Below are 25,113 nucleotides of genomic sequence, written 5' to 3'. Positions count from 1 at the left end.
GTTCTGGTGGGGTCCGTCATCGCCGGAGTGGCGGTGCGGCCGTTGTCTCCCGGATCACGAGCTCGACCGGGACGTTCTCGCGGCGGTCCTGCCGCCGCGGGTTCTCGATGGCGTCGATGAGCATGCCGACGCCGAAGGTGGCCAGGTAGGCCAGGTCCTGGCGGACGGTGGTGAGGGCCCGCGACAGGTAGGCGGCCTCGGGGACGTCGTCGAAGCCGACGACGCTCACCTCACCCGGTACATCCCGGCCCGCCTCCGCGAACGCACGCATGAGGCCGATGGCCATCTGGTCGTTCGCGACGAAGACGGCCGTGACCTCGGGGTCGACAGCCAGGCGGGTACCCAGCTCGTACCCGGACCGGGCTGTCCAGTCGCCGTGCACGACGGCGGGCTCCGGTACGCCGGCAGCCCGGATCGAGCTGCGCCACCCCTCGAGCCGCAGCGTGCTCGACCGCCAGTTCGCCGGGCCCGCGATGTGGTGCACGGTGCGGTGCCCCAGTCCGACCAGGTGCTCCGTCGCGCTGCGGGCGCCCGACGCCTGGTCCGCGTCGGCGACGATCTCGCTGGTCGAGATGCCGTAGGAGCCCGACAGGCTCAGCACCGGAAGGTCGCCGAGCGCACCGGCGGCCAGCGTGAACGCCCCGACCGGCTCGTTGACCACGATCCCGTCGACGCCCTGGTCGACGAGCGCCCGCAGCGAGTCGGTGATCGTCTCCGGCTGGTCCTCGAACGTGTTGATGACCGACATCGCGTACCGGGCGCTGCGGATCGCTCCCTCCGCGGCCAGCACCAGCGAGGACGGCCCGAAGTCCGTGGAGCCGACCGACAGCACCCCGATGGTGCGGCTGCGGCCGAGGACCAGGTTGCGGGCGGCGCGGTTGGGCCGGTAGCCCAGCGTGACGATCGCGCGGGTCACACGCTCACGCACCTCGTGGCTCACGTGCGGGTCGCCGTTGACGACGCGCGAGACCGTCTTCTGCGAGACGCCCGCAGCCCGTGCCACGTCCATGGCGACAACCGGGTGGGCCTTGGTGGGGACGATCTTGGTGGTCACGAACTCGTCCCCCTCTTCAACGTCGGTGTCGATGTCTACGTAGTCAATAGACGCACTGTCTACGTAGTCAAGTGATCTAGGTCACAACCTTGCATCGATCCGGCGGCGGCGGCCGAGGGAGCGCGACCACGAGCACCGCTCCGTCGGGCGGCGTCGGGCACGGGCACTGTGCGAGCACAAGTCGACGCACGGACCGGGGGTTCTCCGTAGCATCGGCCCCATGGCACTCCTGCACCGGGCCGAGCTGCGGCCGTCGAAGATCGAGCTCGTCGCGGGCTGGGCACCGAGCCAGCCGTGGTTCGAGGCGAGCGCCGGCGCGGAGCTGGCGACCGTCGCATCGTTCCGCTTCGACGACCCCGCGGGCGAGGTCGGCATCGAGACCCTGCTCGTCCGGGCGGCTGACGGCCCGGTGCTGCAGGTGCCGCTGACCTATCGCGGGGCGCCCCTCGAGGGCGGCGATGCGTGGCTCATCGGCACCATGCAGCACTCGGTCCTGGGCCGGCGGTGGGTGTACGACGGCGCCGGGGACCCCGCGTACCTCACGGCAGCAGCGACCGCTGCTCTCACGGGCGGCCGCCAGGCCGACCAGTACGTCGACGTCGACGGCGCGCTGGTCTTCCGCGAGCCGACGGCAGTCGTCGTCGGCAGCGGCACGAGTGGCACGCCGGTGCCACCCCCGGTACCGGCCGACCGCGTGTCGATGCGGCCCGAGCCCGGGTCCACCGTCGTGGCGGCGGGCGAGCTGCGGCTGGTCATCGTCCGCACGCTCGGCAGCGACGGCCGCCCGCGTGCCCTCGACCGCACCGACGACGTGCCGTCGGCCGTGCTGGCCGGCACCTGGTCGGGCCAGGTCGAACCGCAGCCTCTGGTCCTCGTGCTGGCGCCGTGAACCCGGGCGACGCGAGGGCGACGTCGGCCGACACCTGCGTCGCGCGTGTCCCGGTCTTCGCCAGCCTCTCGCCGCATGACCAGCACCGGGTCGAGGCGCTGGCGCGGCCGACCCACCTGCGCGCGGGTGAGACGGCGTACTCCGCCGACGACGACGTGTCGCAGCTCGTGGTGCTGCACACGGGACGCCTCAAGATCTTCCGACTCCTGGCCGACGGCTCCGAGCAGCTCGTCCGGGTGCTGCTCCCGGGCGAGTTCACCGGCGAGACCTCGGTGTTCACGCGGCAGCGGCCGGACGGCTACGCCATCGCGCTCGACGAGAGCCAGCTCTGCGTGTTCCGTCATGACGACCTCGAGGCCCTGATCACGCAGCACCCCGACATCGGCCTGCGGATGCTGGCCGCGGTGAGCGAGCGGCTCTCCGACACCGAGCGCCGACTCAGCTCGGTGACCTCGCGTGGCGTCGAGAGCCGGCTCGCCGACTACCTGCTCGGCCTGCCGAGCACCTGGCGGGACGGCATCGCGACGGTGACCCTGCCGTTGGCCAAGAAGGACGTGGCCGCGCTGCTCGACACGACCCCCGAGAGCTTCAGCCGGGCACTGAAGAGCCTCGCCGAGCAGGGACTCATCGCGGTCGGCGCGGGACGGTCGGTGTCGATCACGCAACCTGACCGGCTGCAGCAGCTCGTCGACGAGGACTGAGCCTCCCGGTCCCGCGGCCGGCCCAGAGCCGCCGCGTGACGACCGCGTCGAGACTCTGGAGCCGGACGAAGGGCTCGTCCCAGACCCGCGAGTCGTCCGAGGCGGCCGCGTTGTCCCCCGCCATGAAGCAGCTCGACCTGGGGACCCGCCAGGTCTGGGTGAACGCGCCGCGTACCCGGGGACGCCCGTCGACGGGGTTCCCGTTGACGAACAGGCGTCCGGCCTCGAGCTCGACGAGGTCTCCCGGCACGCCGACCACGCGCTTGATCATCCGCAGCTCGCCGCGGCGGAACACCACGACGTCGCCGCGTCGGACCCGCGCCCCGGCTCGTCCGGCCGGCCGCGTGAGCAGCAGGTCGGACGAGCGGTAGGTGGGGGCCATGGAGTCGCCGGCCACCCGGACGAGGCGGGCCACGGGACTAGTGCGCGTGGCTGAGCTCGTGGCCGTGCTCATGCCCGTGCTCGTGCTCGTGCTCCTCGCCCTCGGCGTACGTGAAGAAGCTCACGTAGGCGGCGAGGTAGCGCCGGCCGGCCGCGACGTCGTCCACGTCGAAGTCCTTGACGGCCAGCGCAGCCCGGAAGCGCTTGTCGAGCTCGGCGCGTCGCTCCGCCGGAACCATCGGCAGCAGCGCGGCGTCCGAGCCCTGCGCGATGGCCTCGTCGGCGGCCACGACGACCGGGTCGACCTGGGTGCCGACGGGCTGGATGCCGGTGAACCCGACACCCTCCCCCATCCGGTGGAGGCGGACCAACGTCTCCAGGAAGAGCCGGTCGGCCAGCTCGGCGGCGTCAGCTCCGAGGCTGCGCACCGTCAGCGCCTTCTCGAAGACGTCCCGCAGCTCGGCCTCGCCCTCGGCGGGGATCCACGTGAGCGCGTGGTTGATGTTGCCCGTCTCGAGGGACCTGCGGCCGTCCGTGACCGCCGGGCCCTCCGCGGTGTCGCAGTGAGCCTGCGCCGTGGGCGGCTTCAGCGCGGCCAACACCCGGACGAGGCCGGTGATGAGGTTGGTGAACATGGGGGCTCTCCTTCGCTTGAGTCGTCCCCACGCTAGGAAGATCAGCGTCGCGCCGCCTTGACGACGATCAAGTCGCCTCGCGGCCGGGTCCGCGCTCAGCCCTGCGCGCGGTAGTCGTCCGCACGGGTGACGTACCGCGACGCGTTGCCGTGCAGTGCCTCGACCTCGGCGTCGGTGAGCTCGCGGCGCACCTTGCCGGGTACACCGGCCACGAGCGAGCGCGGCGGGACGACGGCCCCCTCGAGGACGACCGCCCCGGCGGCGACCAGCGAGTCGCGACCGACGACGGCCCGGGTCAGCACCGTCGCGTTCATGCCGATCAGGCAGCCGTCCTCGATCGTGCAGCCGTGGACCACCGCACCATGCCCGACGCTCACACCGCTGCCGACGATCGCCGGGGACCCCAGCTCGGTGTGCACGACGACGTTGTCCTGCAGGTTCGAGCCGCGGCCGATCTCGATCTCGTCGATGTCCCCGCGCAGCACCGCACCGAACCACACGCTCGCGTCGGCGTGCACCCGCACCTTGCCGATCAGTGCGGCGCTCTGGGCGACCCACGCAGTCTCGTGCACCTCGGGCGTGCGTCCGGCGAACGGCAGCAGAATCATGCGGACCAGGCTAGTTGGCCCGGCATCGCCGCACGCACCGTGCCCGATGGTCCTGGGTGCAGCGCCCCGTCGTCGCCGTAGGCTCCTCGGAGAGCCAAGAGCCGACCAAGGGATCAGACATGGGCAGCACGGCGCCCGTCGACACGACGGTGAGCCCGAGGCCCGCAATCGCGGTCCTCACCTCCGGCGGTGACGCCCAGGGCATGAACGCAGTGGTCCGGGCCGTCGTCCGGACAGCCATCGGGGCCGGGGCGGACGTCTACGCGGTCTACGAGGGCCTGCAGGGCCTCGTCGACGGCGGCGACCGGATCAGGGAGTTCGACTGGGGATCGGTGGGCTCGATCCTGCACCGCGGCGGCACCGTGATCGGGACCGCCCGCTCGGCCGACTTCCGCCAGCGTGCGGGGCGGCTCAAGGCCGCTCTCAACCTCGTGGAGCACGGCATCGACCGCATCGTCGTGATCGGCGGCGACGGCTCGCTGTCCGGGACGGACCTGTTCCGCAGCGAGTGGACCGGCCTGCTCGCCGAGCTCGTCGCGGCGGGCGAGATCACCGCGGAGCAGGCCCTGCGGCACGGCAGCCTGATGGTGGCGGGCGTCGTCGGCTCGATCGACAACGACATGGTCGGCACCGACATGACGGTGGGTGCCGACACGGCCCTGCACCGGATCATCGAGGCGATCGACGCGCTCTCGAGCACCGCGGCGAGCCATCAGCGGTCGTTCGTCGTCGAGGTCATGGGCCGCCACTGCGGCTACCTCGCCCTGATGAGCGCGATCGCCGGCGGCGCCGACTACGTGCTCATCCCGGAGAACCCGCCGCCGGACGGCTGGGAGGACAAGATGTGCGCCCGCCTGCGTGCGGGTCGCGCTGCCGGCCGACGCGACTCGATCGTCATCGTGGCCGAGGGCGCCCGGTCCCGGACCGGCGAACCCATCACCAGCCAGGGCGTCCGCGACCTGCTCGAGGAGCGACTCGGTGAGGACACCCGGGTCACGATCCTCGGTCACGTGCAACGAGGCGGTACGCCCAGCGCGTACGACCGGTGGATGCCGACCCTCGTCGGCCACGCGGCGGCGATGGAGGTCCTCGGGGCCGGTCCCGACGACGAGCCGCAGCTCATCGGCGTGCGCAACAACCGGGTGCAACGGACCCCGCTCATGGAGGCGGTCCAGCGCACCCGGGACATCCCCGGGCTGATCGACGCCGGCGACTACGAGGGCGCGATGGCTGCCCGCGGCTCGTCGTTCAGCGAGATGGTGCAGGTCTTCCAGCGCATCGCCCAGGTGGCCCCGTCGGACCTGCCGCCGGGTTCGCGGATCGCCATCGTGCACGCGGGTGGGCTCGCGCCGGGCATGAACACCGCCGTGCGAGCGGCCGTGCGCTTCGGCCTGTCCAAGGGGCACACGATGCTCGGCGTGCAGGGCAGCTTCCAGGGCCTCATCGACGGCGACGTGAGCGAGCTGACCTGGGGCGACGTCGACGGCTGGGTGGGCATCGGCGGTGCTGAGCTCGGCACGAGCCGGGCGGCGCCCGGGGTCGAGCAGTACTACGCGGTGAGCCGCGCGCTCGAGAACCACGACATCCAGGCGCTCCTCGTGATCGGTGGGCACCGGGCCTACGAGACGATCCACCGGATGCTCCAGGAGCGGGACCGCTACCCCGGGTTCCAGATCCCCGTCATCTGCCTGCCCACGACCATCGACAACAACCTGCCCGGCTGGGACATGGCCATCGGCGCCGACACGGCGCTGTGCTCCATCGTCAGCTCGGTGGACCGGCTGAAGCAGTCGGCGATGGCGTCGCGCCGGTGCTTCGTCGTCGAGGTCATGGGCCGGTACTGCGGCTACCTCGCGTTCATGGGCGCGCTGTCCGTCGGTGCCGAGCGCGTCTACCTGCACGAGCAGGGCGTGCACCTCGCTGACCTCACGGAGGACGTCAGGAAGATGGTGGCGGGCTTCGCGGCCGGCCGGAGCTTCCACCTGGCGATCCGCAACGAGGCCGCGAGCGTGGGGTACACGACCGAGTTCCTCTGCCAGCTGTTCACGGAGGAGTCGGGCGGCCACTTCGACGTACGGCCGATGGTCCTCGGCCACCTGCAGCAGGGCGGCAACCCCACCCCCTATGACCGCGTCCACGCGACCCGGCTCGCCGCGTACTGCGTGGACTGGCTCTCGGGCGAGATCGTCGCGGGCAAGCGGGACTGGGGCTTCGTCGGGCTTGACGAGGGGGCCCTGGCCACCGTGCCGATGAAGGCCATGACCGACCTCGTCGACGCGCAGTTCCGCCGGCCGGTCGACCAGTGGTGGCTCGAGCTGCAGCCGATCATGGAGGCCCTCGCGACGGAGCCGCCCGAGTAGGGACGCCGACGCACGCCGAGCGGGGCGACGCCTGGTTCAGGCGTCGCCCCGCTCGCGTTCACCCCCGTCCGCCGCGGCGGGCCGGGCGCCTCACACGAGGACCGGCACCCGCTCCTCGGCGACCTCGACGTCGGTGCGGGTCGCGGCGGGCCGAGCCGTGACGAGCACGCTCGCGATCACGGCCGCGGCGAGCACGAACCCGACGGCCCACCAGATCGCGACGGAGAACCCGTGCACGACGCCGGTCGCCATGGCGAGCTGGCTCGTGCCGTGCGTGGTCAGGTAGTGCGCCGTGGCCGACGTGGCGACGGTGTTCAGCAGGGCGATCCCGATCGATCCACCGACCTGCTGCGACGTGTTGACCATCGCCGAGGCGACCCCGGCGTCCCGCGGTGCGACACCGAAGGTCGCCGTGCTCATCGCGGGCATGAATGTCGAGCCCATGCCGATCCCGAGCAGGAGCAGCGACGGCAGGACGTGCGTCACGTAGCTGGAGTCGACCTGGATGCGGGTCAGCAGGACGAGCCCGGTCGCCGCGACGAGCAGTCCGGGCACCATGATCATGCGAGCAGGTACCCGCGGGAGCAGGCGGCTCGCGATCCCGACGGCGCCGGTCATCATGCCGGCGGTCATCGGCAGGAACGCCAGTCCGGTGCGCACCGGCGAGTAGCCGAGGGTGACCTGCAGGTAGTAGGTCAGGAACAGGAACATGCCGAACATGCCGACCGTGACGAGCCCGACGCTGAGCAGCGCGCCGGCCCGGTTGCGGTCACGCAGGACGCGCATCGGCAGCAGCGGGTGTGCGACGCGACCCTCGGCCACGACGAACAGTGCGAGCAGCGCCAGTCCGCCGGCGAGCAGCGACAGGACGAGCCCGGAGGTCCAGCCGTGCTGCTCGGCCTCGCTCAGGCCGTAGACGATCGAGAGCAGCCCGGCGCTGGCCAGCACGGCACCGACGACGTCGAGCCGCGACTCGCTGTCCCGGCGCCGGTCGTGCAGGAACACTCGCGCCCCGATCACCGCGACGATCGCGATCGGTGCGTTGACGAGAAGGGTCCAGCGCCAGCTCAGGTACTCCGTGAGCAGACCGCCGGTGATCAGGCCGATCGCGCTGCCGCCACCTGCGATGGCGCCGTAGATGCCGAACGCGCGGGCGCGCTCGTGCGGCTCCGTGAACGTGGTGCTCACGAGGGACAGGGCGGCGGGTGCCAGGAGGGCTGCGAAGACCCCCTGGAGGCCTCGCGCGGCGAGCAGCATGCCGCCGGACGCGGCGATCCCGCCGAGGGCCGACGCGCCGGCGAAGCCGAGCAGCCCGATGATCAGGGCGCGGCGACGCCCGATGAGGTCGCCGACCCGGCCGCCGAGGAGCAGCAGCCCGCCGAAGGCCAGCGTGTAGGCCGTGACGACCCACTGCCGGTCGGCGTCGCTGATGCCGAGGTCGGACTGGGCGGACGGCAGTGCGATGTTCACGATGGTCATGTCGAGCACGACCATGAGCTGGGCGAGGGCGATGACCGCGAGTCCCCACCAGCGGCGGGGGTCGGGCGCAGTGTCGCGCGGCGCGTGGATCGCCGCGGACGTGGGCGTGGCAGAGTCCATGAGAGGACCTTCCTGGAAAGGTGGGGAGAGCAGCGACGCTCGATGTGGGGCCGGGTGGCTCTCGTCAGGTGGCGGAGCGACCTGTGACGTAGTGCTCATCTACTTGCCGGCCGGCAAGTTGTAGACTCGAAGATAGATCCATACTTGCCGGTCGTCAAGTAAGTACGATGGGCAGTCGCGAACAGGAGATGACGGCACATGGAGGCGGACACCCGTCGCCGCGGCGACACACGCAGCGAGATCCAGCGGGTCGCGCTGTGCCGCTTCACCGAGGACGGCTACGACAAGACGTCCCTGCGGGAGATCGCCGAGGACCTCGGCGTCACGAAGGCCGCGCTGTACTACCACTTCCGGACCAAGGAGAACATCCTCGAGTCCCTGGTCACCGACATCGGGAAGTCCGTCGACGACCTCGTCGCCTGGGCCGGCTCCGCGCCCTCGACCCGTGAGCGGCGCCAGGAGCTGCTGCGCCGCCTCGCGGCTCTCGCGCAGAGCGGCGTCGGCGACCTCATGCGATGCGTGCAGCAGAACGAGGCGTCACTCACCTCGCTGCCGCAGGCCACCGACGTCGTGCACCGCTACAAGGAGGAGCTCGCGCGCGCGTGCACCCCTCCCGACGCGACGCTCGAGGACCGACTCCGGGCGCGGATCGCCATCATGACGATCCTGGTCGCCGGCAAGGGTGCGGCCGAGCTCGGCGGGACCGTCCAGGAGCGCGCGGACGCCGCGCTGCGGATCGCCTTCGAGATCATGCCCTGACGCTGCTGACGATCGAAGGACCAGCGCCGGGTCGCCGACGCTGGTCCTTCGATGCGGTCCCGGTGGATCAGCGGCCAGCAGCCGCCAGCGCCGGAGAGCCGACAACCTCAGCCTCGGCGGGCGCGTCGTCCCAGGCACCACCGTCAAGGTCGTCACCGGACGCGAAGGCGACCTCGTCGAACGGGTCCCGGCCGCTCAGCACGCGCTCGGCCTGGCTCCTGTCGAACTGACCCGTCCAGCTGCCGACCACGACCGTCGCCACCGCATTGCCGGCGAAGTTCGTCACGGCGCGGGCCTCGCTCATGAAGCGGTCGATCCCGACGATCATGCCGACGCCGTCGAGCAGGTCTGGCCGGTAGGACTGCAGACCACCGGCCAGCGTGGCCAGGCCGGCACCGGAGACCCCCGCGGCACCCTTGGACGCGATGATCATGAACACCAGGAGCGAGATCTGCTCGCCCAGAGCGAACGGCTTGTGCAACGCCTCGGCGACGAAGAGCGAGGCCATCGTCAGGTAGATCGCCGTGCCGTCCAGGTTGAACGAGTAGCCGGTCGGGACCACGACGCCGACGACCGGGCGGGAGACGCCGAGGTGCTCCATCTTGCCGATCAGCCGGGGCAACGCGCTCTCGGACGACGACGTCGAGACGATGATGAGGAACTCCCGGCCGAGGTACTTCAGGAGCCGGAGGATCGAGATGCCGGAGGTGAGGCGCAGGATCGTGCCGAGCACGAGGATCACGAACAGCACGCACGTGATGTAGAAGCCGACCATGACCTTGCCGAGGCTGAGCAGGGCGTCGACGCCGGTCGCACCGACGACGGCCGCGATCGCGCCGAACGCACCGACCGGCGCGACCCACATGATCATCGCCAGGACCTTGAAGACGACCTTCTGCATGCTGCTGATGCCGTGCAGGACCGGCACGCCTCGCGAGCCCATCGACTGCACGGCGAAGCCGACGAGGAGTGCCACGACGAGGGTCTGCAGGACCTGGCCCTCGGTCAGCGCCGAGATCAGCGTCTTCGGGATGAGCCCGAGCAGGAACTGGGTGGTCGTCTCGGCTCCGGTTCCCGCCTGGGCCTGCCCCGCCTTGGCGACCGCAGGGGTCAGGTTGAGCCCCGCGCCGGGCTTGACGAGGTTGCCCACGACCAGGCCGATCCCGAGCGCGAACGTCGACATCACCATGAAGTAGCCGAGCGCGAGTCCACCGACCCTGCCGACGCTCGCGGCCTTCCGGACCGATCCGATGCCCAGCACGATCGTGACGAAGATGATCGGGGTGATCATCATCTTGATCAGGCTGACGAAGCCCGTACCGAGCGGCTGGAGTCGGACGGCGAACCCGTCCTTCCCGGGGAAGGCGAAGCCGACCGCGATGCCGAGCACCACCGCGACGATCACGGCGAGATAGAGCACGTGCGTCTTGTCGCGTCGACCGGGCGACCCGGAGGCCGGCGGGTCGACGGGGGTGCGGGGCGGTCGCGACGCTGCGACTGAGCTGGTCATCATGTACCTCCAGGGCTGGGGTCTGCGTGCCCCCGAGGGTGGTCCCGTTTGTGATCTGGGTCACGATTGCGTTCATTGCGTTCACCGCGGACCGCCGCACCCGACGCACACTGGGGCATGCGCACTCGCGTGGATCCTCGACGGTGGAGCGTGGCGTGGCAGGTCTTCACGCTGCAGCTGATCGTCGTGGCGGTCGTGCTGCTGGCCGGAGTGGCTGCGGCCTACCTGCAGGCCCGGGAGAACAGCCAGGAGGCCAGCCGGAGCCGGGTCCTCGCCGTCGCCCGGGCCGTCGCAGCGTCCCCGCAGGTGCGGGCCGCACTCACGACGCCCGACCCGTCGACGGTCCTGCAGCCGCTGGCCGAACAGGTCCGGCACGACACCGCGACCGACTTCGTCGTCGTGATGGGCACCGATCGCACGCGCTACTCGCACCCCAACGCCAGCCTGATCGGCCAGCCGTTCATCGGCCACATCGACGCGGCGCTCGCTGGGGGCGTGGTCCTCGAGACGTACACGGGCACCCTCGGGCCCTCCGAGCGCGCCGTCGTGCCGGTCAGGTCCGAGGGCGGCTCCGTGGTGGGGCTCGTCTCCGTCGGCGTCACCCGTGGCACGGTCTCGCGCGACCTGGCACAGCAGGTGCCCCGGTTGCTGGGGGCTGGTGCCGTCGCGCTGATCCTGGCCGCGTTCGGCGCCGTGCTGGTCGCGCGCCGGCTCCGTCGTCAGACCCACGGCCTGGGGCCGGACGAGCTCGGGCGGATGTACGAGTTCTACGACGCCGTGCTGCACGCGGTGCGCGAGGGGCTCGTGCTCCTCGACCTGCAGGGCCGCCTCGTGCTCGCCAACGACGAGGCCTGCCGACTGCTCGATCTGGGCCCCGACTGGGAGGGGCGCCGCCTCGACGAGCTGGGGCTGCCCGCGCCGATGACCGCGTCCCTGGCTGGTGGGACCAGGGTCCAGGATGCGATCCAGCTGACCACGAACCGGGTCCTGGTCGTCAACCAGGCGCCGGCGCGCTGGGAAGGCCGCGAGCTCGGCACCGTCCTCACGCTGCGTGACCACACCGATCTGCAGGCACTGACCGGCGAGCTGAACTCGGCGCGCGGTCTGACAGAGGCGCTGCGCTCGCAGGCGCACGAGGCGGCGAACCGCCTGCACAGCGTGATCAGCCTGATCGAGCTGGGACGCACCGACCAGGCGCTCGACTTCGCCACGGTCGAGCTCGCCGCGGCCCAGCGGCTGACCGACCTGGTCGTCGGCGCCGTTGACGAGCCCGTCCTGGCCGCGCTCCTGCTCGGCAAGGCGGCCGAGGCCAACGAGCGGGGTGTCGAGCTCGAGGTGGACCCTGCGACCTCGGTCCCCGAAGGCATGCTCCCGGCCCGTGACATGGTCACCGTGGTCGGCAACCTGCTCGACAACGCGATCGACGCAGCAGCCTCCGTGCCCGGCCTGCGCCGGGTGCGGTTCAGCGGCTGGGTCGAGGACTCACGGTCCGAGGGGGGCATCGCCAGCGTCGTCGTGCTGCAGGTCAGCGACACCGGTCCCGGTCTGGACGACGAGACGGCCGCACTCGCGTTCACTCGCGGGTGGTCGACCAAGACGGACCAGCGACTGGTGGGCCACGGGCTCGGCCTCGCCCTGGTCGGTCAGACGGCCCACCGGCATCACGGCACGGTCGAGGTCCGGGGTACCGGCGACGACCCGTATCTCGGCGCCGTGTTCACCGTCCGGCTGCCGATCGCGGTGGAGGTCGTGCGATGAGCGAGATCGGGGTCCTGATCGTGGAGGACGAGCCCGTCGCTGCCGAGGCCCACCGGGCGTACGTCGAACGGGTACCGGGGTTCGTGGTCCGCGGCGTGGCGCACGACGGTGCCGGAGCGCTGCGCCTGCTGGGATCGCCCGAGTCCGCGGTCGACCTGGTGCTGCTCGACCTGCACCTCCCACCCGGTCTCAACGGCCTCGGTGTGGTGCGTGCGATGCGGACCTCAGGTCATCGCGCCGACGTCATCGCCGTCACCTCAGCCCGCGACCTCGAGGTCGTGCGCGCGGCCGTCTCGCAGGGCGTCGTGCAGTACCTGCTGAAGCCGTTCACGTTCGCAGCGCTGCGGGACAAGCTCGAGCGCTACGCCGCGTACCGCGGCCGACTCATCGGGGACGTCGCGAGCGGGCAGCACGAGGTCGACGGGATCTTCGCCACCCTGCGCGGACATGATCCGTCGAGCCTCCCCAAGGGGATGAGCCGCGAATCCCTGGATGCCGTGGTCGGGGTGCTGCGGTCGGCCGTCGAGGCACGCTCGTCCGCCGAGGTCGCTGGACAGGTCGGGGCATCCCGCGTCACCGCGCGTCGCTATCTCGAGCACCTCGCCGACGCCGGGCTCGTCGTCCGGCGTTCGCGGTACGGCAGCGCAGGGCGTCCTGAGGTCGAGTACCGCTGGGTCGGCGGCGCCTGAGGTCGCTAGCGCTGGGTCGGCGGCGCGTGAGGTCGCGACCCCCGGGGCCGATCGACGCGAGCTCGACGATGGCGTCCGTGCCCTCCTCGGTCCCCGGCTGACGAAGTCGGATCTCCGCACCGTCTTCGCCGGTTCAGACCGGCTTCGCTCAGTCAAAGTGATCACTTGCCGCGGATACTGCGCATTTCCTTGCGCGGGTTGAGCAGAACAACGATCCTCAACACCAGGGTCAGAGTCGCCCTCTGGAGAGGCGCACCAGCCCTGCCGGACGGCGTGAAGACCGCGGTCATCGCAGTTTCGGTGAAGAAGCGCACTGGACGGTCAGTGGTGCTTCCTCCCTGTCGGAAGTGGAGCATCGTGGGCGACTATCTCTTGGACACCGTGCGCAGTCACAAGGCGGGCGAGGCGGTCGGCGTCACGTCGGTCTGCTCGGCCCACCCGTTGGTGCTCGAGGCCGCCGTGCTGCAGGCGCTCGAGGACGGCACCGCCGTCCTCGTCGAGGCCACGTCGAACCAGGTCGACCAGTTCGGCGGGTACACCGGGATGAAGCCGGCCGACTTCCGCGACCTCGTGCACGGGATCGCGGACCGCCGCGGGCTGCCGCGCCGCCGCGTGGTCCTCGGGGGCGACCACCTCGGCCCCAACACGTGGCGCCAGCTCGGGCCGGAGGAGGCCATGAACCGGGCCGAGGCCCTCGTCGAGGCCTACGTCGCAGCCGGCTTCACGAAGATCCACCTGGACTGCAGCATGCCGTGCGCCGGCGACCCGTCACCCCTCACGGACGACCTCGTCGCCGAGCGGGCGGCCCGGCTGGCCAGGGTGGCCGAGGCCACCGCGGTGCGCGAGCACGGGGCCAGCACCCTGCTCTACGTCGTCGGCACGGAGGTGCCCGTCCCGGGCGGCGCCCACGAGACCATCGACACCCTCGCGCCCACGTCGAGCGAGGCTGCGCGCGCCACGATCGCGCGCCACCAGAAGGCGTTCGACGACGCGGGGATCGGGTCGGCCTGGAACCGGGTGATCGGTCTGGTCGTCCAGCCCGGCGTCGAGTTCGACCACCTCCGCGTCGTCGACTACCAGCGCAACCGCACCCAGGAGCTCCAGCACGTCGTCGACGAGCACCCCAACCTCGTCTTCGAGGCGCACTCCACCGACTACCAGACGGCCGAGCGGCTCACCGAGCTCGTCGAGGACCACTGGGCGGTGCTCAAGGTCGGGCCGGGGCTGACGTTCGCGCTCCGGGAGGCCCTCTTCGCCCTGGCCGCCATCGAGGACGAGCTGGTCGACGCTGCGGACCGCTCGCACCTCGTCGAGGTCGTCGAGCGGCGGATGCTGGACCAGCCGCAGTGGTGGCAGGGCTACTACGACGGTGACGAGCGGGACCAACACCTCGCCCGGTACTACAGCTACAGCGACCGCGTCCGCTACTACTGGCCCGATCCCGAGATCCATGCCGCAGAGTCGCGGCTGCTGGCCAACCTCGCCTCCGTCGACATCCCGTTGCCCATGCTGAGCCAGTACCTGCCGAACCAGTACGCCCGCGTCCGTCGCGGCGAGCTTGCCGCAGAGCCCACCGCGCTGGTCATCGACAGCGTCCGTGACGTCCTGCGCACCTACTCGCTCGCCTGCAACCCGTCCCTGAGGAGGGCATCGTGATCAACACGTCATTCGGCTACACGCTTCCGGAGCTGAGTGAACGCGGTGCCGAGCAGACCGCACGGGAGATCTTCCAGCAGCCGGTCCTCTGGCGGGAGGTCGGCCGCACGGCGGTCGCCGACCGCGCGACGAACAGCGCGTTCCTCGACCCGCTGCTCGCGCGTCCTGAGCTGCGGATCGTCCTGACCGGGGCCGGCACCTCGGCCTTCGCCGGCGAGATCCTCGCGCCGGCGTTGACCCGGCAGCTCAGGCGCCGCGTCGACGCCGTCCCCACGACCGACATCGTGTCCAACCCACGCGAGTGCTTCGCCGAGGACCGTCCGACGCTGCTCGTGTCGTTCGCCCGGTCCGGCGACAGCCCCGAGAGCGTCGCGGCCACCGAGCTCGCCGAGCAGTGCCTCACCGAGGTGCATCACCTCGTCGTCACCTGCAACCCCGAGGGCGAGCTCTACCGGCGCCACACGGGGACCGCGCGATCCCTCGTGCTGCTCATGCCCGACGGAGCGAACGACGAGGGCTTCGCGATGACGTCGAGCTTCACGTGCATGACGCTCGCGACCTGGCTCACCCTCGCGGGGTCAGCGGTCGACGACGGGCTGGCCGCGCGGTTGGCGGTCGCAGCCGAGCAGGTCCTGGCCACGCGGGGCGCGGCAGCCGGTGAGCTGGCACGCCGGGGCTACGGCCGCGCCGTCTACCTCGGCAGCGGGTCGCTCGCGGGGCTCGCCCGGGAGTCCGCGCTCAAGCTCCTCGAGCTCAGCGCCGGCGGCGTCGTCTCCTACTTCGACTCGGCGCTCGGCTTCCGGCACGGACCGAAGGCCGTGCTCGACGGCAGCACCCTCGCGCTCGTCTACCTCTCGAACGACCCGTACACACGCCAGTACGACCTGGACATCGCCGACGAGCTGCGCCGGTCTCTCGGCACGGGGAATGTCGTCGCCATCGGCGCCGGCGACAGGGACGGCCTCGCCGACCTCGACCTGTGGCAGATCGACGGCCTGGACGACGTCGTCGACGCGGCCCTCGCACTCCCGCTCGTCGTCTGCGCGCAGCTGATCGGCCTGCACTTCTCGCTCGCCCTGGGCCGGACACCCGACAACCCCTTCCCCTCGGGCGCGGTCAACCGCGTCGTCGAGGGGGTGACGATCCACGCGCTTCCGCCGCAGCTCTGACCGCCCGATCGACCCCAGACCACGTCACGAACCGAAAGGCCAGCAGATGACCCGTCAGCTGAACACCACGAGGGCGGCCGCGATCGTTGCCGGCGCAGCAACCCTGAGCCTGCTCGTCACCGGATGCTCCGGGGGCAAGAGCGCCGCGTCGACCGAGACGAAGGGCGTGACGATCACCGTCGCGCTGATGAACCCCGCCCCGCCGCAGGCGGCTCTGGACCAGTTCACCAAGGACACGGGCATCACCGTCCAGTGGTCGAACATCGACTGGGACAGCCTGCAGACGAAGATCACCGCCGCCGCGACGGCCAACACCTACTTCGCCGACGCCACCGACGTCGACTGGTCCCGCGTCGGCCAGCTCGGCAAGCTCAACTGGTTCTTCCCCCTGGAGGACTACCTTGACACCAAGGCGCTGACGGCGGACATGCCGCAGCTGAGCTCCTTCACCTCCGGCGGGCACGTGATCGGCATCCCGTTCGACGCGTCGTTCATGGTCACCACGGTCAACAAGGACCTGTTCGCCAAGGCCGGCATCGACACGATGCCCACCACCATGGACGAGTACACGAAGGACCTCCGCCAGATCAAGGACAAGGGCGTCGTCGAGAACCCGCTCAGCATCCCGTTCGCCGCAGCCGAGGGGCTCTCCACGTACTGGTACCAGACGACTGCGGCGTTCGGCGGCACGGTCCTGGACGGCAACGGCAAGCCCCAGTTCTCCACCCCGGACACGGCCGGCTACAAGGCGGCGAAGTGGATGATCGACGCGCTCCAGAGCGGCCTCGTGCCGCCGGGGAACATCAACGTCAGCGACAGCCAGGGCGAGCAGACCCTCATGGCCAAGGGCACCGTCGCGAGCACGTTCTCCGACTACTCCGGGATGGTCGGGACGCTCTACGACGTCCCTGACTCCTCGAGCGTGGTCGGACAGGTCAAGTACCTGGCCACACCGGGAGCGAGCGGCGCCGGACCGAACCTCGGCAACCCCGACGGCATCGGCATCCCGCGCTCGGCGAAGTACCCGGCCGCGGCAGCCAAGTTCATCGAGTGGTTCACGTCGGCCCAGCAGCAGTCGGACTTCGCCGGGGCCAACGGAGCGGACAAGGTGATGCCGAACTACGCCATCCCCTCGCGGCTCAGCGCCGTCCAGGACCTGACGACCAAGGGGAACCTGATCGGCGGTGCCGAGCTGAGCGACATGCTCAAGAACAGCGCCAAGCCCGTGTTCCCCGAGGGCGCACCGGTCTGGTACGCCGAGTTCTCCCGTGCCGTCTACACCAACCTGCACAGCGCAGCCACCGGATCGATCAGCGTCGACGACGCGATCAAGGCGATCGTCGACACAGCCAACAAGCAGTCGAGCGGCTCATGAGGTCCCTCGTCACCCGGCGCAGACGCGGAGCAGGGCAATGAGCATCGGAATCCATCCCGCGGGTTCGCCGTCAGCCGTGGGGGCTGACGGCGGGCCGCGGCCCCCCGAGAGCAGGCGCCGGCGGCGTCCGTTCGACCTGCTCCCCTACGCGCTGGTCACGCCGCTCACCCTGTTCATCGTCGGGCTGGCGATCGTGCCGGCGGCGTTCACGATCGGTGGAGCGTTCTTCCGGATGCAGCCGCTCGACCCGCCGACCCGGTTCTCGGGGCTGGACAACTTCCGGAACCTGTTCAGCGACGCCGCGGTCCGCACGACGATCGGCAACACCACGCTGTACGTGCTGATCGGTGTGCTCGTGTCGACCGTGCTGGCCATCGCGATGGCCGTCACCCTGCAGAAGAAGTTCGCCGGGCGGGGCGTGCTCATCGCGGTGCTGATCCTGCCGTGGGCGCTGCCCGGGGTCGTGTCCGCGATCGTCTGGAGCACCATCTGGGACAGCAACGCCGGGCTGCTCAACAGCGTCCTGACGTCGTTCCACCTGATCGACCACTACCAGGTGTTCCTCGGTCAGAACCGGCTCGTCACCATCGTGGCCATCGAGCTGGTGCAGATCTGGCAGATCACGCCGCTGTCCACGCTGCTCGTGCTCGCGTCGCTGCAGAACATCCCCGGCGACGTGTACGAGGCCGCGAACCTCGACGGCTGCTCGACCTGGTCCACGTTCCGCCGGATCACGCTGCCGCTCGTCCGGCCCGGGATCACGGTGGCGATGGTGCAGGCCGTGATCGTCACGCTGAACGTCTTCGACCAGCCGTACGTGCTCAACGGCGCGGCCCCGACGGGGGCGTCGCTGAACATGCAGACCTACTTCATCAGCTTCCAGAACCTGGACTTCGGCGAGGGGTACGCCCTGTCGTTGCTGATCACGGTCGCGACCCTCGTGATGTCGTTCGGGGTCCTGAAGCTGGTGTACCGAGCGGTGGAGTTCTGATGAAGCGACGTAGTCCCTGGCTCCGCCGGACCGGTGTGCTGTTCATCCTGCTGTGGTCGTTGGTCCCGGTCTACTGGGCCGTGAACGCAAGCCTGCAGACCGGCGCGCAGATCACCTCGAAGCCCGCCCACTACCTGCCGCCGACCCCGACGATCAAGAACTACATCTCCCTGCTCAGCGGCACGGGCGAGCTGCCCGACGCGGTCCGCCGCTCGTCGCTGAACATCTTCATCGAGTGCGGTGTGGCCACGATCGTCACGGTGGTGCTGTCGACGCTGGCGGCCTATGCGTTCGCCCGGATGACGTTCCGTGGACGCAACGTCCTGTTCTACGGCGTGCTGGCCACGATGGCGTTCCCCGCCTACACGACGCTGATCCCGCTGTACCAGATCCTCACGAACTTCGGGCTCGTCAACACCTACACCGGGATCATCCTCGTGTACGTGTCCGGGTTCCTGCCGCTCGCGACCTGGATCCTCTACAACTACATGTCGAGCCTCCCCGTCGCGATCGAGGAGGCGGGGCAGGTGGACGGAGCCAGCCGCATGCAGGTTCTCTGGCACGTGGTGATCCCGTTGGCGCGGCCCGGGATCATCTCGACGGCCATCATCACGTTCCTCTTCGCGTGGGGTCAGTTCCTGTTCCCGCTGGTGCTGTCGAGCGACCTCTCGACCCAGCCGCTGACGGTCGTCATCGCGGCGCTCCAGGGCCGGCACGTCGTGCCGTTCACGCTGCTCAGCGCGGCCGGTGTCCTGGCCATGGCGGTGCCCGCGGTCATCGCGGTCACCCTGAACAAGTACATCGTGAGCGGGCTGCTGACCGGGAGCGTGAAGTGAGGGCGGAGCGGGACGTCGTCGTCCTCGTCGGCGCCGGGAGCACGGTGTTCACACCGGGCCTGCTGCGCGACCTGGCCTCCTCGCCGGCGTTCGAGGACTTCACCGTGCGCCTGGTCGACGTCAACGCCGAGGCGGCCGAGACGATGGCCACCCTCGGGCGCCGGATCGCCACGCACCTCGGGTCCGGCATGCGTGTCGAGGCGAGCGCCGATCGTCGGGAGGCGCTCGTCGGTGCACGCTTCGTGACGACGACGATCGCCGTCGGCTCGGCCGAGGGGTGGCGTGCGGACCTGGACATCCCGGCCAGGTATGGCATCCAGCAGACCGTCGGCGACAGCGTCGGGCCCGGTGGCGTGCTGCGGGCGCTGCGGCACATCCCCGAGCTCGTCGCCATCGCCGAGGACGTCGCGGACGTGGCCCCGGCGGCGTGGCTGGTCAACTACACCAACCCGCTGACGGCCAACGTCCGGGCCATCACCAAGCACACCGACGTCTCCACCATCGGGCTGTGCCACGGGACCATGCACACGAGGTCCGCGCTCGCCGCCGACCTCGGGCTCGAGCCGGACACTGTGCACGCGGTCTTCGCGGGGCTCAACCACCTGTGCTGGCTGCTGGACATCCGTACCGACGGCGTCGACCTCTACCCTCGTCTCCGGGAGCTCGTGGCCGAGCGCGGCGGCGACCGTGCCGCGCCGTCCAACCGGCGCGAGGGCGTGCACGCTGCGGTGTCGGCGGACCTGCTGCGCATGTTCGGCCGGTACCCGGCTCCGGGTGACCGGCACGTCGCCGAGTTCTTCTCCGACTACCTCCGGGGTGCCCCGGCGGGTTACCTGGGCTGGGGGCTGCAGGGTGGTCAGGACATGACGCTGGAGTACATCGCCGAGAAGGACGACCTCTGGGAGCACCTGCGGGCCCAGGCGAGCGGCGTCGAGCCGCTGAACGTGCCCGACAACCAGGAGGCGGAACGTCTCGTGTCGATCGCTGAGGCCATCGTGAGTGGACGTGACCACGTCGAGATGGCGGTCAACCTCCCGAACGACGGCAAGATCTCGAACCTGCCGCCCACCGCGGTGGTCGAGGTCCCCGCGGTGGTCGGTGCCGCCGGGATCACCGGGCTGGCAGTCGGGCCGCTGCCCGACGCGATCGCCGCGGTCCTCACCGCGCGCGCGCACCAGCAGGAGCTGACCGTGCAGGCGGCCGTGCTGGGCGACCGTGAGCGCGCGCTGCAGGCTCTCCTGCTCGACCCGCTCGTCCCCGACTCCGCGACGGCGCGAGCCATCCTCGACGACGCGGTCGCCGCCGACCCCGTCTGGCTCGCGCGATTCGCCGCGGTTGCCGCGGTCGCCGCATGAACGGCGCGATCGGCAGCCGCCGGGTGGTCGCGCTCGACGTCGGCGGCACCGCGATGAAGGGTGCCGTCCTGGACGCGGACAACCGGGTCGTGGACCTCTACCGCTGGCCGACGCCGCGGAGCGAGGGGCCCGACGCCGTCGTCGCCGCGGTGCTGAGTGCCGTCGATGAGCTGCTGGTCCACGCCGACGGTGCCGTCGCGGTCGGGCTCGTCGTGCCGGGGCTCGTCGACGACCGTGCCGGCGTCGCGGTGTACTCCGAGAACATCGAGTGGCGTGACGTGCCGTTCCGCGAGCGCGTCGTCGCACGGAGCGGGCTCCCCGTCGGCTTCGGTCACGATGTCCGTGCGGGCGGCCTCGCCGAACGCGCCCTCGGCGCTGCCCGCGGGGTCGACGACGTCCTCTTCCTGCCGATCGGGACGGGCATCTCCGGCGCGATGTTCGTGGCCGGCTGCCTCATCGAGAACAAGTACGGCGGCGAGATCGGCCACACCGACGTCGGTTCCGGGGAGGACTGCGCCTGCGGTGCCCACGGATGCCTCGAGGCCGTCGCCTCCGGAGCCGCCATCGCGAAGCGGTACAACCGGGTGACCGGCGGATCCGCCGCCGGCGGCCGGGAGGTGCTGGACCTGATGGTCGCCGGCGACCGGGCTGCGGCGACCGTCTGGGGCGAGGCGGTCGACGCCCTCGCGCGGGCTCTGGCGACCTACACGTCGCTGCTCGCCCCGGAGCTGATCGTCATCGGCGGCGGCCTCTCCCACGCCGGCGAGGCGCTGCTGGGTCCGCTGCGCAGCCGGCTCCACGAGCTACTCGTCTGGCAGCAGGAACCCCATGTCGTTGTCGCTCAGCTGGGCGACAACGCCGCGTGCCTCGGTGCGGGACTGCTGGCTCGGGCGGCGATCCCGCCGACGGCTCCCTAGGCAGCGGCGATCCCGCAGCCGGCTCGCGCGGCTGGCTGGCGGGGGCTGGGCTGGGCTACGGCTACGGCTGCGGCGAGGGCTGCCGCACGAGCGAGCACAGCCGCAGCACGGACTCGGACACCGCGTCTCGGGCCCCCGCCAGGTAGGCGCGCGGGTCCGTGACCCGCGCGTCCCCGTCGAGGAGCCGCCGGATCTCGCCGGTGTACGCGACGTTGAGGGCGGTCCCGACGTTTACCTTGCGGATACCCGCGCGGACCGCCGCACCGAGGCTGTCCGGGGTGACACCCGAGGAGCCGTGCAGCACGAGCGGAACGGGCACCAGGGCGGCCAGCCGCTCGAGCAGCCCGATGTCCACGCTCGCGCCCGCCGAGGTCATGGCGTGCGTGCTCCCGACGGCCACGGCGAGACCGTCGACCCCGGTGCGCTCCACGAAGTCGCGCGCCTCCTCCGGATCGGTGCGCACGCCCGGGGTGTGCGCACCGGCCTTGCCGCCGATCGCGCCGAGCTCGGCCTCGACCCAGAGGCCTTCGCGGTGCGCCGTCTGCGCGAGCGCGGCCGTCGCCGCGACGTTGTCCGTGTAGGGCAGGTGGGCCGCGTCGACCATGACGGACGTGACGCCGAGCCGGGCCGCGAGACGGATCCCCTTCGCGGTGAGGGCGGCGTCCTGGAAGTGGTCGAGGTGGATCGCGACCGGGACGGTCGCCTCGTCCGCGAGCTCCCGGCAGGCCGCGAGGAGAGGCTCCATGCGCCCGTGGTGGAAGTGGACGGCGTTCTCGCTGACCTGGAGGATCCCCGCTGCGCCGGCGTGCTCGAGCCCTCCGACGATGCCCTGGGCGTGCTCGAGAGTGATGACGTTGAACGCCAGGACGGCGCTGCGTGCGCTGACCGCCGCGGCGATGAGGTCCCCGGTGCGGGCGAGCGTCACAACCCGCTCGCGGGCAGGGGCTGCCGCAGGGCCTCGGGCAGCAGGTCGCCGTGCGCGGCGACCAAGTCGTCGCACATCTCCCAGATCTGCTCGGGTCGCAGCGTGGAGGACGCGTTCGGGTCCATGAGGACGGCCTGCCGCACGAGTCGCGGGTCGCCGCGTCGGGCAGCCTCGATCGTCAGCTCCGCGACCGACAGGTAGGGCCGGTTCTGCGCGGCGCACTGCGGCGGCAGGGCACCCATGGGGACCGGCCGCAGCCCACTCGCGTCGACGAGGCACGGGACCTCGACGACGGCACCCGCGGGCAGGTTGTCAATGAGGCCGTTGTTGACGACGTTCCCGTGGATCTCGCGCGGCGTCCCGGTGACGATCGAGTGGATGACCTGCGGGGCGTACTCGGCCGCGCCCCCCTCGACGGGGAAGGGGTCCGTCCCGGCGAGCAGGACCTTGGCGGTCTCGAACTCCGCGACGTTCCCCTGGCTGATCCCGATGTACTGGAGCGGCTCGATGCGGAACCGTGCGATCTGCTCGTCGGAGCGCAGGAACCAGGACAGGTACTCCGAGGAGTGCTCACTCGTCTCCGTGGGGTAGTACCCGATGCGCCGGAAGATCTCGACGCGGACGCGGCGCTCGAGCTCGGGCTCGGCGGCGATCCGCTCGCGGAGCAGCGGGTAGAGGTCGCGGCCCTGGTGGGTCCACTCGAGCAGCCACGCCTGGTGGTTGACGCCTGCCGCCCGGTAGTGCGTCTCCTCGAGCGGCACCCCGACGAGCTCGGCCAGGTCGTGCGCGGTCCAGTAGACGCTGTGGCACAGCCCGACGGTCTTGATCTCCGGGGCGACCACGGACGCCCACCACACGTTCATCGCCATGGGGTTCGTGTAGTTGAGGAGCCACGCGTCGGGGCACACCTCCCGCATGTCCGCGGTCAGGGCGGTCAGGGCGGGGAACGTGCGCAGGGCACGGAACACGCCACCGACGCCGGTCGTGTCGCCGATCGTCTGCCGCAGGCCGTAGCCGGCGGGGATGCGCAGGTCCTTGATCGTGGCGTCGATGCCGCCGACCTGGATCATGTTGATCACGAAGTCCGCGCCCGCGAGCGCCTCGCGCCGGTCGAGGGTCGCGACGACCGTGGCGTGGGTGCCGAGCTGCTCGTTGAGCCGTTTCGCCGTGCCCTCAGCCACGGCGAGCCGATCCGGGTCGAGGTCATGGAGCGCGAACGTGACGTCGGCGAGCTCGGGGAAGCGGAGCAGGTCCGCGACGAGCTGACGTGTGAAGACGACACTTCCGGCACCGATGAACGCGACTCTGGTCATGGCGTCGATCATCTGCGCGCTGCTCAAATCGTGCAAGAATATGCGCAGATCTCGTGAGAATCGATCACTTCTACTGAGCGGTCCGGCGTCCAGCCGACCAGAGGGAGACCCCGGTGGCGAACCTGCCGTTCGACGGATCCGCACCGCGGGCGATCTCGAACAAGCGATCCGAACGCATGCTCGCCGAGCTCTCGCTCCTCGACGAGGACGGCTTCGTCAGCCTCGCCACCCTGACGCGCGAGCTCGACGTGTCCGCGGCGACGGTCCGGCGCGACCTCGCAGACATGGAGGAGCAGGGCTTCCTCGTCCGCACCCACGGCGGCGCCCGCGTCTCCACCCCGCAGGTGGAGGTGCCCGTCCGCCTCCGCGACTCGCAGTTCCGCGAGGCGAAGCAGCGCATCGCCCGCCGCGCCGCGGAGCTGCTCCCCGACGGGCCCTACAGCATCGCGCTCTCCGGCGGCACGACGACGGCGGAGGTCGCGAAAGTCCTGGCCGCGCGGCCGGCTCTCGCGATCGTGACGAACTCCCTGACCACGGTCATGGCGATCGCCTCGCGGCCCAACCTCAAGGTGATCATGACCGGCGGAGTCGTCCGGCCCAGCTCCTACGAGGCCGTCGGGGTGCTCGCGGAGAACACGTTCAACGCGATCAACGTCGGCACGGCCATCCTCGGCACCGACGGCATCAGCGCCCTGGGCGGAGCCACGACGCACGACGAGACCGAGGCGCGCACCAACCACGCGATGGTCGCGCACGCCCAGCGGGTGATGGTCGTCGCCGACGGCTCCAAGGTGGGCCGGGTCACGCTCGCCAAGATGGCCGACCTCGGCGAGATCCACACGCTCGTCACCGACGAAACGGCCGACCCCGACGAGCTCGAGCGGATCGCCGCACGCGGCGTCGACGTCCACGTCGTCCGCGCCTGAGCCGAAGCGAGCCACCTCGGCGGGACCCCGCGACCTAGGTCCGAAGTCCGGCAAACAAGCCCAAGCGCGACCTTACTGTGCTCGCAGGAGCCAGCGTCGGCACCGCCGTGCTGCACGTGAGGTGGCGGAAGGCGCGGACAGCTGCTGCTGCGCTCGCGATCACACCAACGGAGGTCTGACGTGCGCGAACTGTCTGAGAGCGACCGCTTCACCGTCACGGTGAACAGCCGCGAGATCGAGGTCTTCGAGGGCCTGACGATTCTCGAGGCGCTCGTGCTGGAGGGCATCGAGGTCCCGTCGCTCTGCCACGACATCCGGCTCGAGCGGTCGAACGGCAACTGCGGTCTGTGCGTCGTCGAGGTCGGGGCCGAGGCGCCGCGCGACGTGAAGGCGTGCCTGACGCCGGTCAAGCCGGGCATGGTCATCACGACCCACTCCCCCCGGCTCGTCGAGTACCGCAAGGTGCGGCTGCAGCAGCTCCTCTGCGACCACAACGCCGACTGCGTCGCGCCGTGCGTCGAGACGTGCCCGGCCAACATCGACATCCAGACGTACCTCAGCCATGTCGCGGACGGGAACTTCCAGGCCGCCGTGCACGTCATCAAGGACCGCAACCCGTTCCCGTCGGTGTGCGGTCGCGTGTGCCCTCACCCGTGCGAGTCCGAGTGCCGCCGCAGCCTCGTCGACGAGCCCGTCGCGATCAACTA

The 25,113-nt window shown here is 71.0% G+C and carries 23 protein-coding genes; 15 read left to right on the top strand and 8 right to left on the bottom strand.

Going from position 1 to position 25,113, the window contains the following annotated elements; translation table 11 throughout:
- Positions 1–16: 16 nt before the first annotated feature.
- Complete coding sequence (locus tag VFW79_RS12470; RefSeq protein WP_329677614.1) at positions 17–1,054, bottom strand: LacI family DNA-binding transcriptional regulator; 1,038 nt, start codon at positions 1,052–1,054, stop codon at positions 17–19.
- Between the two features lie 220 nt (positions 1,055–1,274).
- Between VFW79_RS12470 and VFW79_RS12465 the strand changes: the two genes are divergently transcribed.
- Both VFW79_RS12465 and VFW79_RS12460 read left to right on the top strand, forming a co-directional pair.
- Positions 1,275–1,943 (top strand): CG0192-related protein, encoded by a 669-nt coding sequence (locus VFW79_RS12465; RefSeq protein ID WP_329677613.1) that lies wholly within the window; start codon positions 1,275–1,277, stop codon positions 1,941–1,943.
- Positions 1,940–2,644 (top strand): Crp/Fnr family transcriptional regulator, encoded by a 705-nt coding sequence (locus VFW79_RS12460; protein ID WP_329677612.1) that lies wholly within the window; start codon positions 1,940–1,942, stop codon positions 2,642–2,644. The genes VFW79_RS12465 and VFW79_RS12460 overlap by 4 nt, the downstream gene beginning before the upstream one ends.
- Here VFW79_RS12460 and lepB read toward each other — a convergent pair.
- From lepB to VFW79_RS12445, 3 genes are all read right to left on the bottom strand, one after another.
- Entirely contained in the window at positions 2,601–3,098 is a 498-nt protein-coding gene (lepB, locus tag VFW79_RS12455) for a signal peptidase I (RefSeq protein WP_329677611.1), read from the bottom strand. The genes VFW79_RS12460 and lepB overlap by 44 nt on opposite strands.
- On the bottom strand, positions 3,064–3,660 hold the full coding sequence (locus tag VFW79_RS12450) for a DUF6448 family protein (protein ID WP_329677610.1): 597 nt from the start codon (positions 3,658–3,660) through the stop codon (positions 3,064–3,066). Before VFW79_RS12450 ends, lepB begins: the two co-directional genes overlap by 35 nt.
- Positions 3,661–3,755: 95 nt before the next feature.
- Positions 3,756–4,268, bottom strand: coding sequence for a gamma carbonic anhydrase family protein (locus VFW79_RS12445; RefSeq protein WP_329677609.1), 513 nt, complete (start codon positions 4,266–4,268; stop codon positions 3,756–3,758).
- A gap of 119 nt (positions 4,269–4,387) precedes the next feature.
- On the opposite strand from VFW79_RS12445, the gene VFW79_RS12440 reads away from it, so the two are divergent.
- Positions 4,388–6,628 (top strand): 6-phosphofructokinase, encoded by a 2,241-nt coding sequence (locus tag VFW79_RS12440; protein WP_329677608.1) that lies wholly within the window; start codon positions 4,388–4,390, stop codon positions 6,626–6,628.
- 90 nt (positions 6,629–6,718) lie between these two features.
- Here VFW79_RS12440 and VFW79_RS12435 read toward each other — a convergent pair whose 3' ends face one another.
- Positions 6,719–8,227 (bottom strand): MFS transporter, encoded by a 1,509-nt coding sequence (locus VFW79_RS12435; protein WP_329677607.1) that lies wholly within the window; start codon positions 8,225–8,227, stop codon positions 6,719–6,721.
- Between the two features lie 198 nt (positions 8,228–8,425).
- Between VFW79_RS12435 and VFW79_RS12430 the strand changes: the two genes are divergently transcribed.
- Positions 8,426–8,986 (top strand): TetR/AcrR family transcriptional regulator, encoded by a 561-nt coding sequence (locus VFW79_RS12430; protein WP_329677606.1) that lies wholly within the window; start codon positions 8,426–8,428, stop codon positions 8,984–8,986.
- Positions 8,987–9,053: 67 nt separating this feature from the next.
- Here VFW79_RS12430 and VFW79_RS12425 read toward each other — a convergent pair whose 3' ends face one another.
- Positions 9,054–10,499: a cation:dicarboxylate symporter family transporter gene (locus VFW79_RS12425; RefSeq protein WP_414647958.1), complete on the bottom strand. Its 1,446-nt coding sequence runs from the start codon at positions 10,497–10,499 to the stop codon at positions 9,054–9,056.
- Between the two features lie 114 nt (positions 10,500–10,613).
- On the opposite strand from VFW79_RS12425, the gene VFW79_RS12420 reads away from it, so the two are divergent.
- From VFW79_RS12420 to VFW79_RS12380, 9 genes are all read left to right on the top strand, one after another.
- Entirely contained in the window at positions 10,614–12,254 is a 1,641-nt protein-coding gene (locus VFW79_RS12420; protein WP_329677604.1) for a sensor histidine kinase, read from the top strand.
- Positions 12,251–12,943: a response regulator gene (locus VFW79_RS12415; protein ID WP_329677603.1), complete on the top strand. Its 693-nt coding sequence runs from the start codon at positions 12,251–12,253 to the stop codon at positions 12,941–12,943. The genes VFW79_RS12420 and VFW79_RS12415 overlap by 4 nt, the downstream gene beginning before the upstream one ends.
- 357 nt (positions 12,944–13,300) lie before the next feature.
- Positions 13,301–14,599: a D-tagatose-bisphosphate aldolase, class II, non-catalytic subunit gene (locus VFW79_RS12410; RefSeq protein ID WP_329677602.1), complete on the top strand. Its 1,299-nt coding sequence runs from the start codon at positions 13,301–13,303 to the stop codon at positions 14,597–14,599.
- Positions 14,596–15,768 (top strand): SIS domain-containing protein, encoded by a 1,173-nt coding sequence (locus tag VFW79_RS12405; RefSeq protein WP_329677601.1) that lies wholly within the window; start codon positions 14,596–14,598, stop codon positions 15,766–15,768. Before VFW79_RS12410 ends, VFW79_RS12405 begins: the two co-directional genes overlap by 4 nt.
- Before the next feature lie 46 nt (positions 15,769–15,814).
- On the top strand, positions 15,815–17,143 hold the full coding sequence (locus tag VFW79_RS12400; RefSeq protein WP_329677600.1) for an ABC transporter substrate-binding protein: 1,329 nt from the start codon (positions 15,815–15,817) through the stop codon (positions 17,141–17,143).
- Positions 17,144–17,180: 37 nt separating this feature from the next.
- A complete protein-coding gene (locus tag VFW79_RS12395; RefSeq protein WP_329677599.1) occupies positions 17,181–18,134 on the top strand; it encodes a sugar ABC transporter permease in 954 nt (317 codons plus the stop codon).
- On the top strand, positions 18,134–18,970 hold the full coding sequence (locus tag VFW79_RS12390) for a carbohydrate ABC transporter permease (RefSeq protein ID WP_329677598.1): 837 nt from the start codon (positions 18,134–18,136) through the stop codon (positions 18,968–18,970). The genes VFW79_RS12395 and VFW79_RS12390 overlap by 1 nt, the downstream gene beginning before the upstream one ends.
- Positions 18,967–20,325 (top strand): hypothetical protein, encoded by a 1,359-nt coding sequence (locus VFW79_RS12385; RefSeq protein WP_329677597.1) that lies wholly within the window; start codon positions 18,967–18,969, stop codon positions 20,323–20,325. The genes VFW79_RS12390 and VFW79_RS12385 overlap by 4 nt, the downstream gene beginning before the upstream one ends.
- Positions 20,322–21,242 carry an ROK family protein gene (locus VFW79_RS12380; protein WP_329677596.1) on the top strand — a complete coding sequence of 307 codons (921 nt, stop codon included), beginning with the start codon at positions 20,322–20,324 and terminating at the stop codon, positions 21,240–21,242. Before VFW79_RS12385 ends, VFW79_RS12380 begins: the two co-directional genes overlap by 4 nt.
- A 61-nt stretch (positions 21,243–21,303) precedes the next feature.
- On the opposite strand, the gene VFW79_RS12375 is transcribed toward VFW79_RS12380, so the two are convergent.
- Both VFW79_RS12375 and VFW79_RS12370 read right to left on the bottom strand, forming a co-directional pair.
- Positions 21,304–22,167: a class II fructose-bisphosphate aldolase gene (locus tag VFW79_RS12375; RefSeq protein ID WP_329677595.1), complete on the bottom strand. Its 864-nt coding sequence runs from the start codon at positions 22,165–22,167 to the stop codon at positions 21,304–21,306.
- Positions 22,164–23,480 carry an alpha-glucosidase/alpha-galactosidase gene (locus VFW79_RS12370; protein ID WP_329677594.1) on the bottom strand — a complete coding sequence of 439 codons (1,317 nt, stop codon included), beginning with the start codon at positions 23,478–23,480 and terminating at the stop codon, positions 22,164–22,166. The genes VFW79_RS12375 and VFW79_RS12370 overlap by 4 nt, the downstream gene beginning before the upstream one ends.
- A gap of 113 nt (positions 23,481–23,593) precedes the next feature.
- Here VFW79_RS12370 and VFW79_RS12365 point away from each other — a divergent pair, with 113 nt between their 5' ends.
- Positions 23,594–24,406, top strand: a complete 813-nt coding sequence (locus VFW79_RS12365; RefSeq protein WP_329677593.1) for a DeoR/GlpR family DNA-binding transcription regulator — start codon at positions 23,594–23,596, stop codon at positions 24,404–24,406.
- Positions 24,407–24,586: 180 nt separating this feature from the next.
- Positions 24,587–25,113, top strand: a 527-nt coding sequence (locus VFW79_RS12360; protein ID WP_329677592.1) for a 2Fe-2S iron-sulfur cluster-binding protein, incomplete at its 3' end; no start/stop codon positions are given.

The organism is Cellulomonas sp., from assembly GCF_036279715.1.
Taxonomy (GTDB): Bacteria; Actinomycetota; Actinomycetes; order Actinomycetales; family Cellulomonadaceae; genus Cellulomonas_A.
The sequence above is the reverse complement of the archived record's forward strand: the minus strand, read 5'-3'. Positions and strand labels throughout refer to the sequence as shown.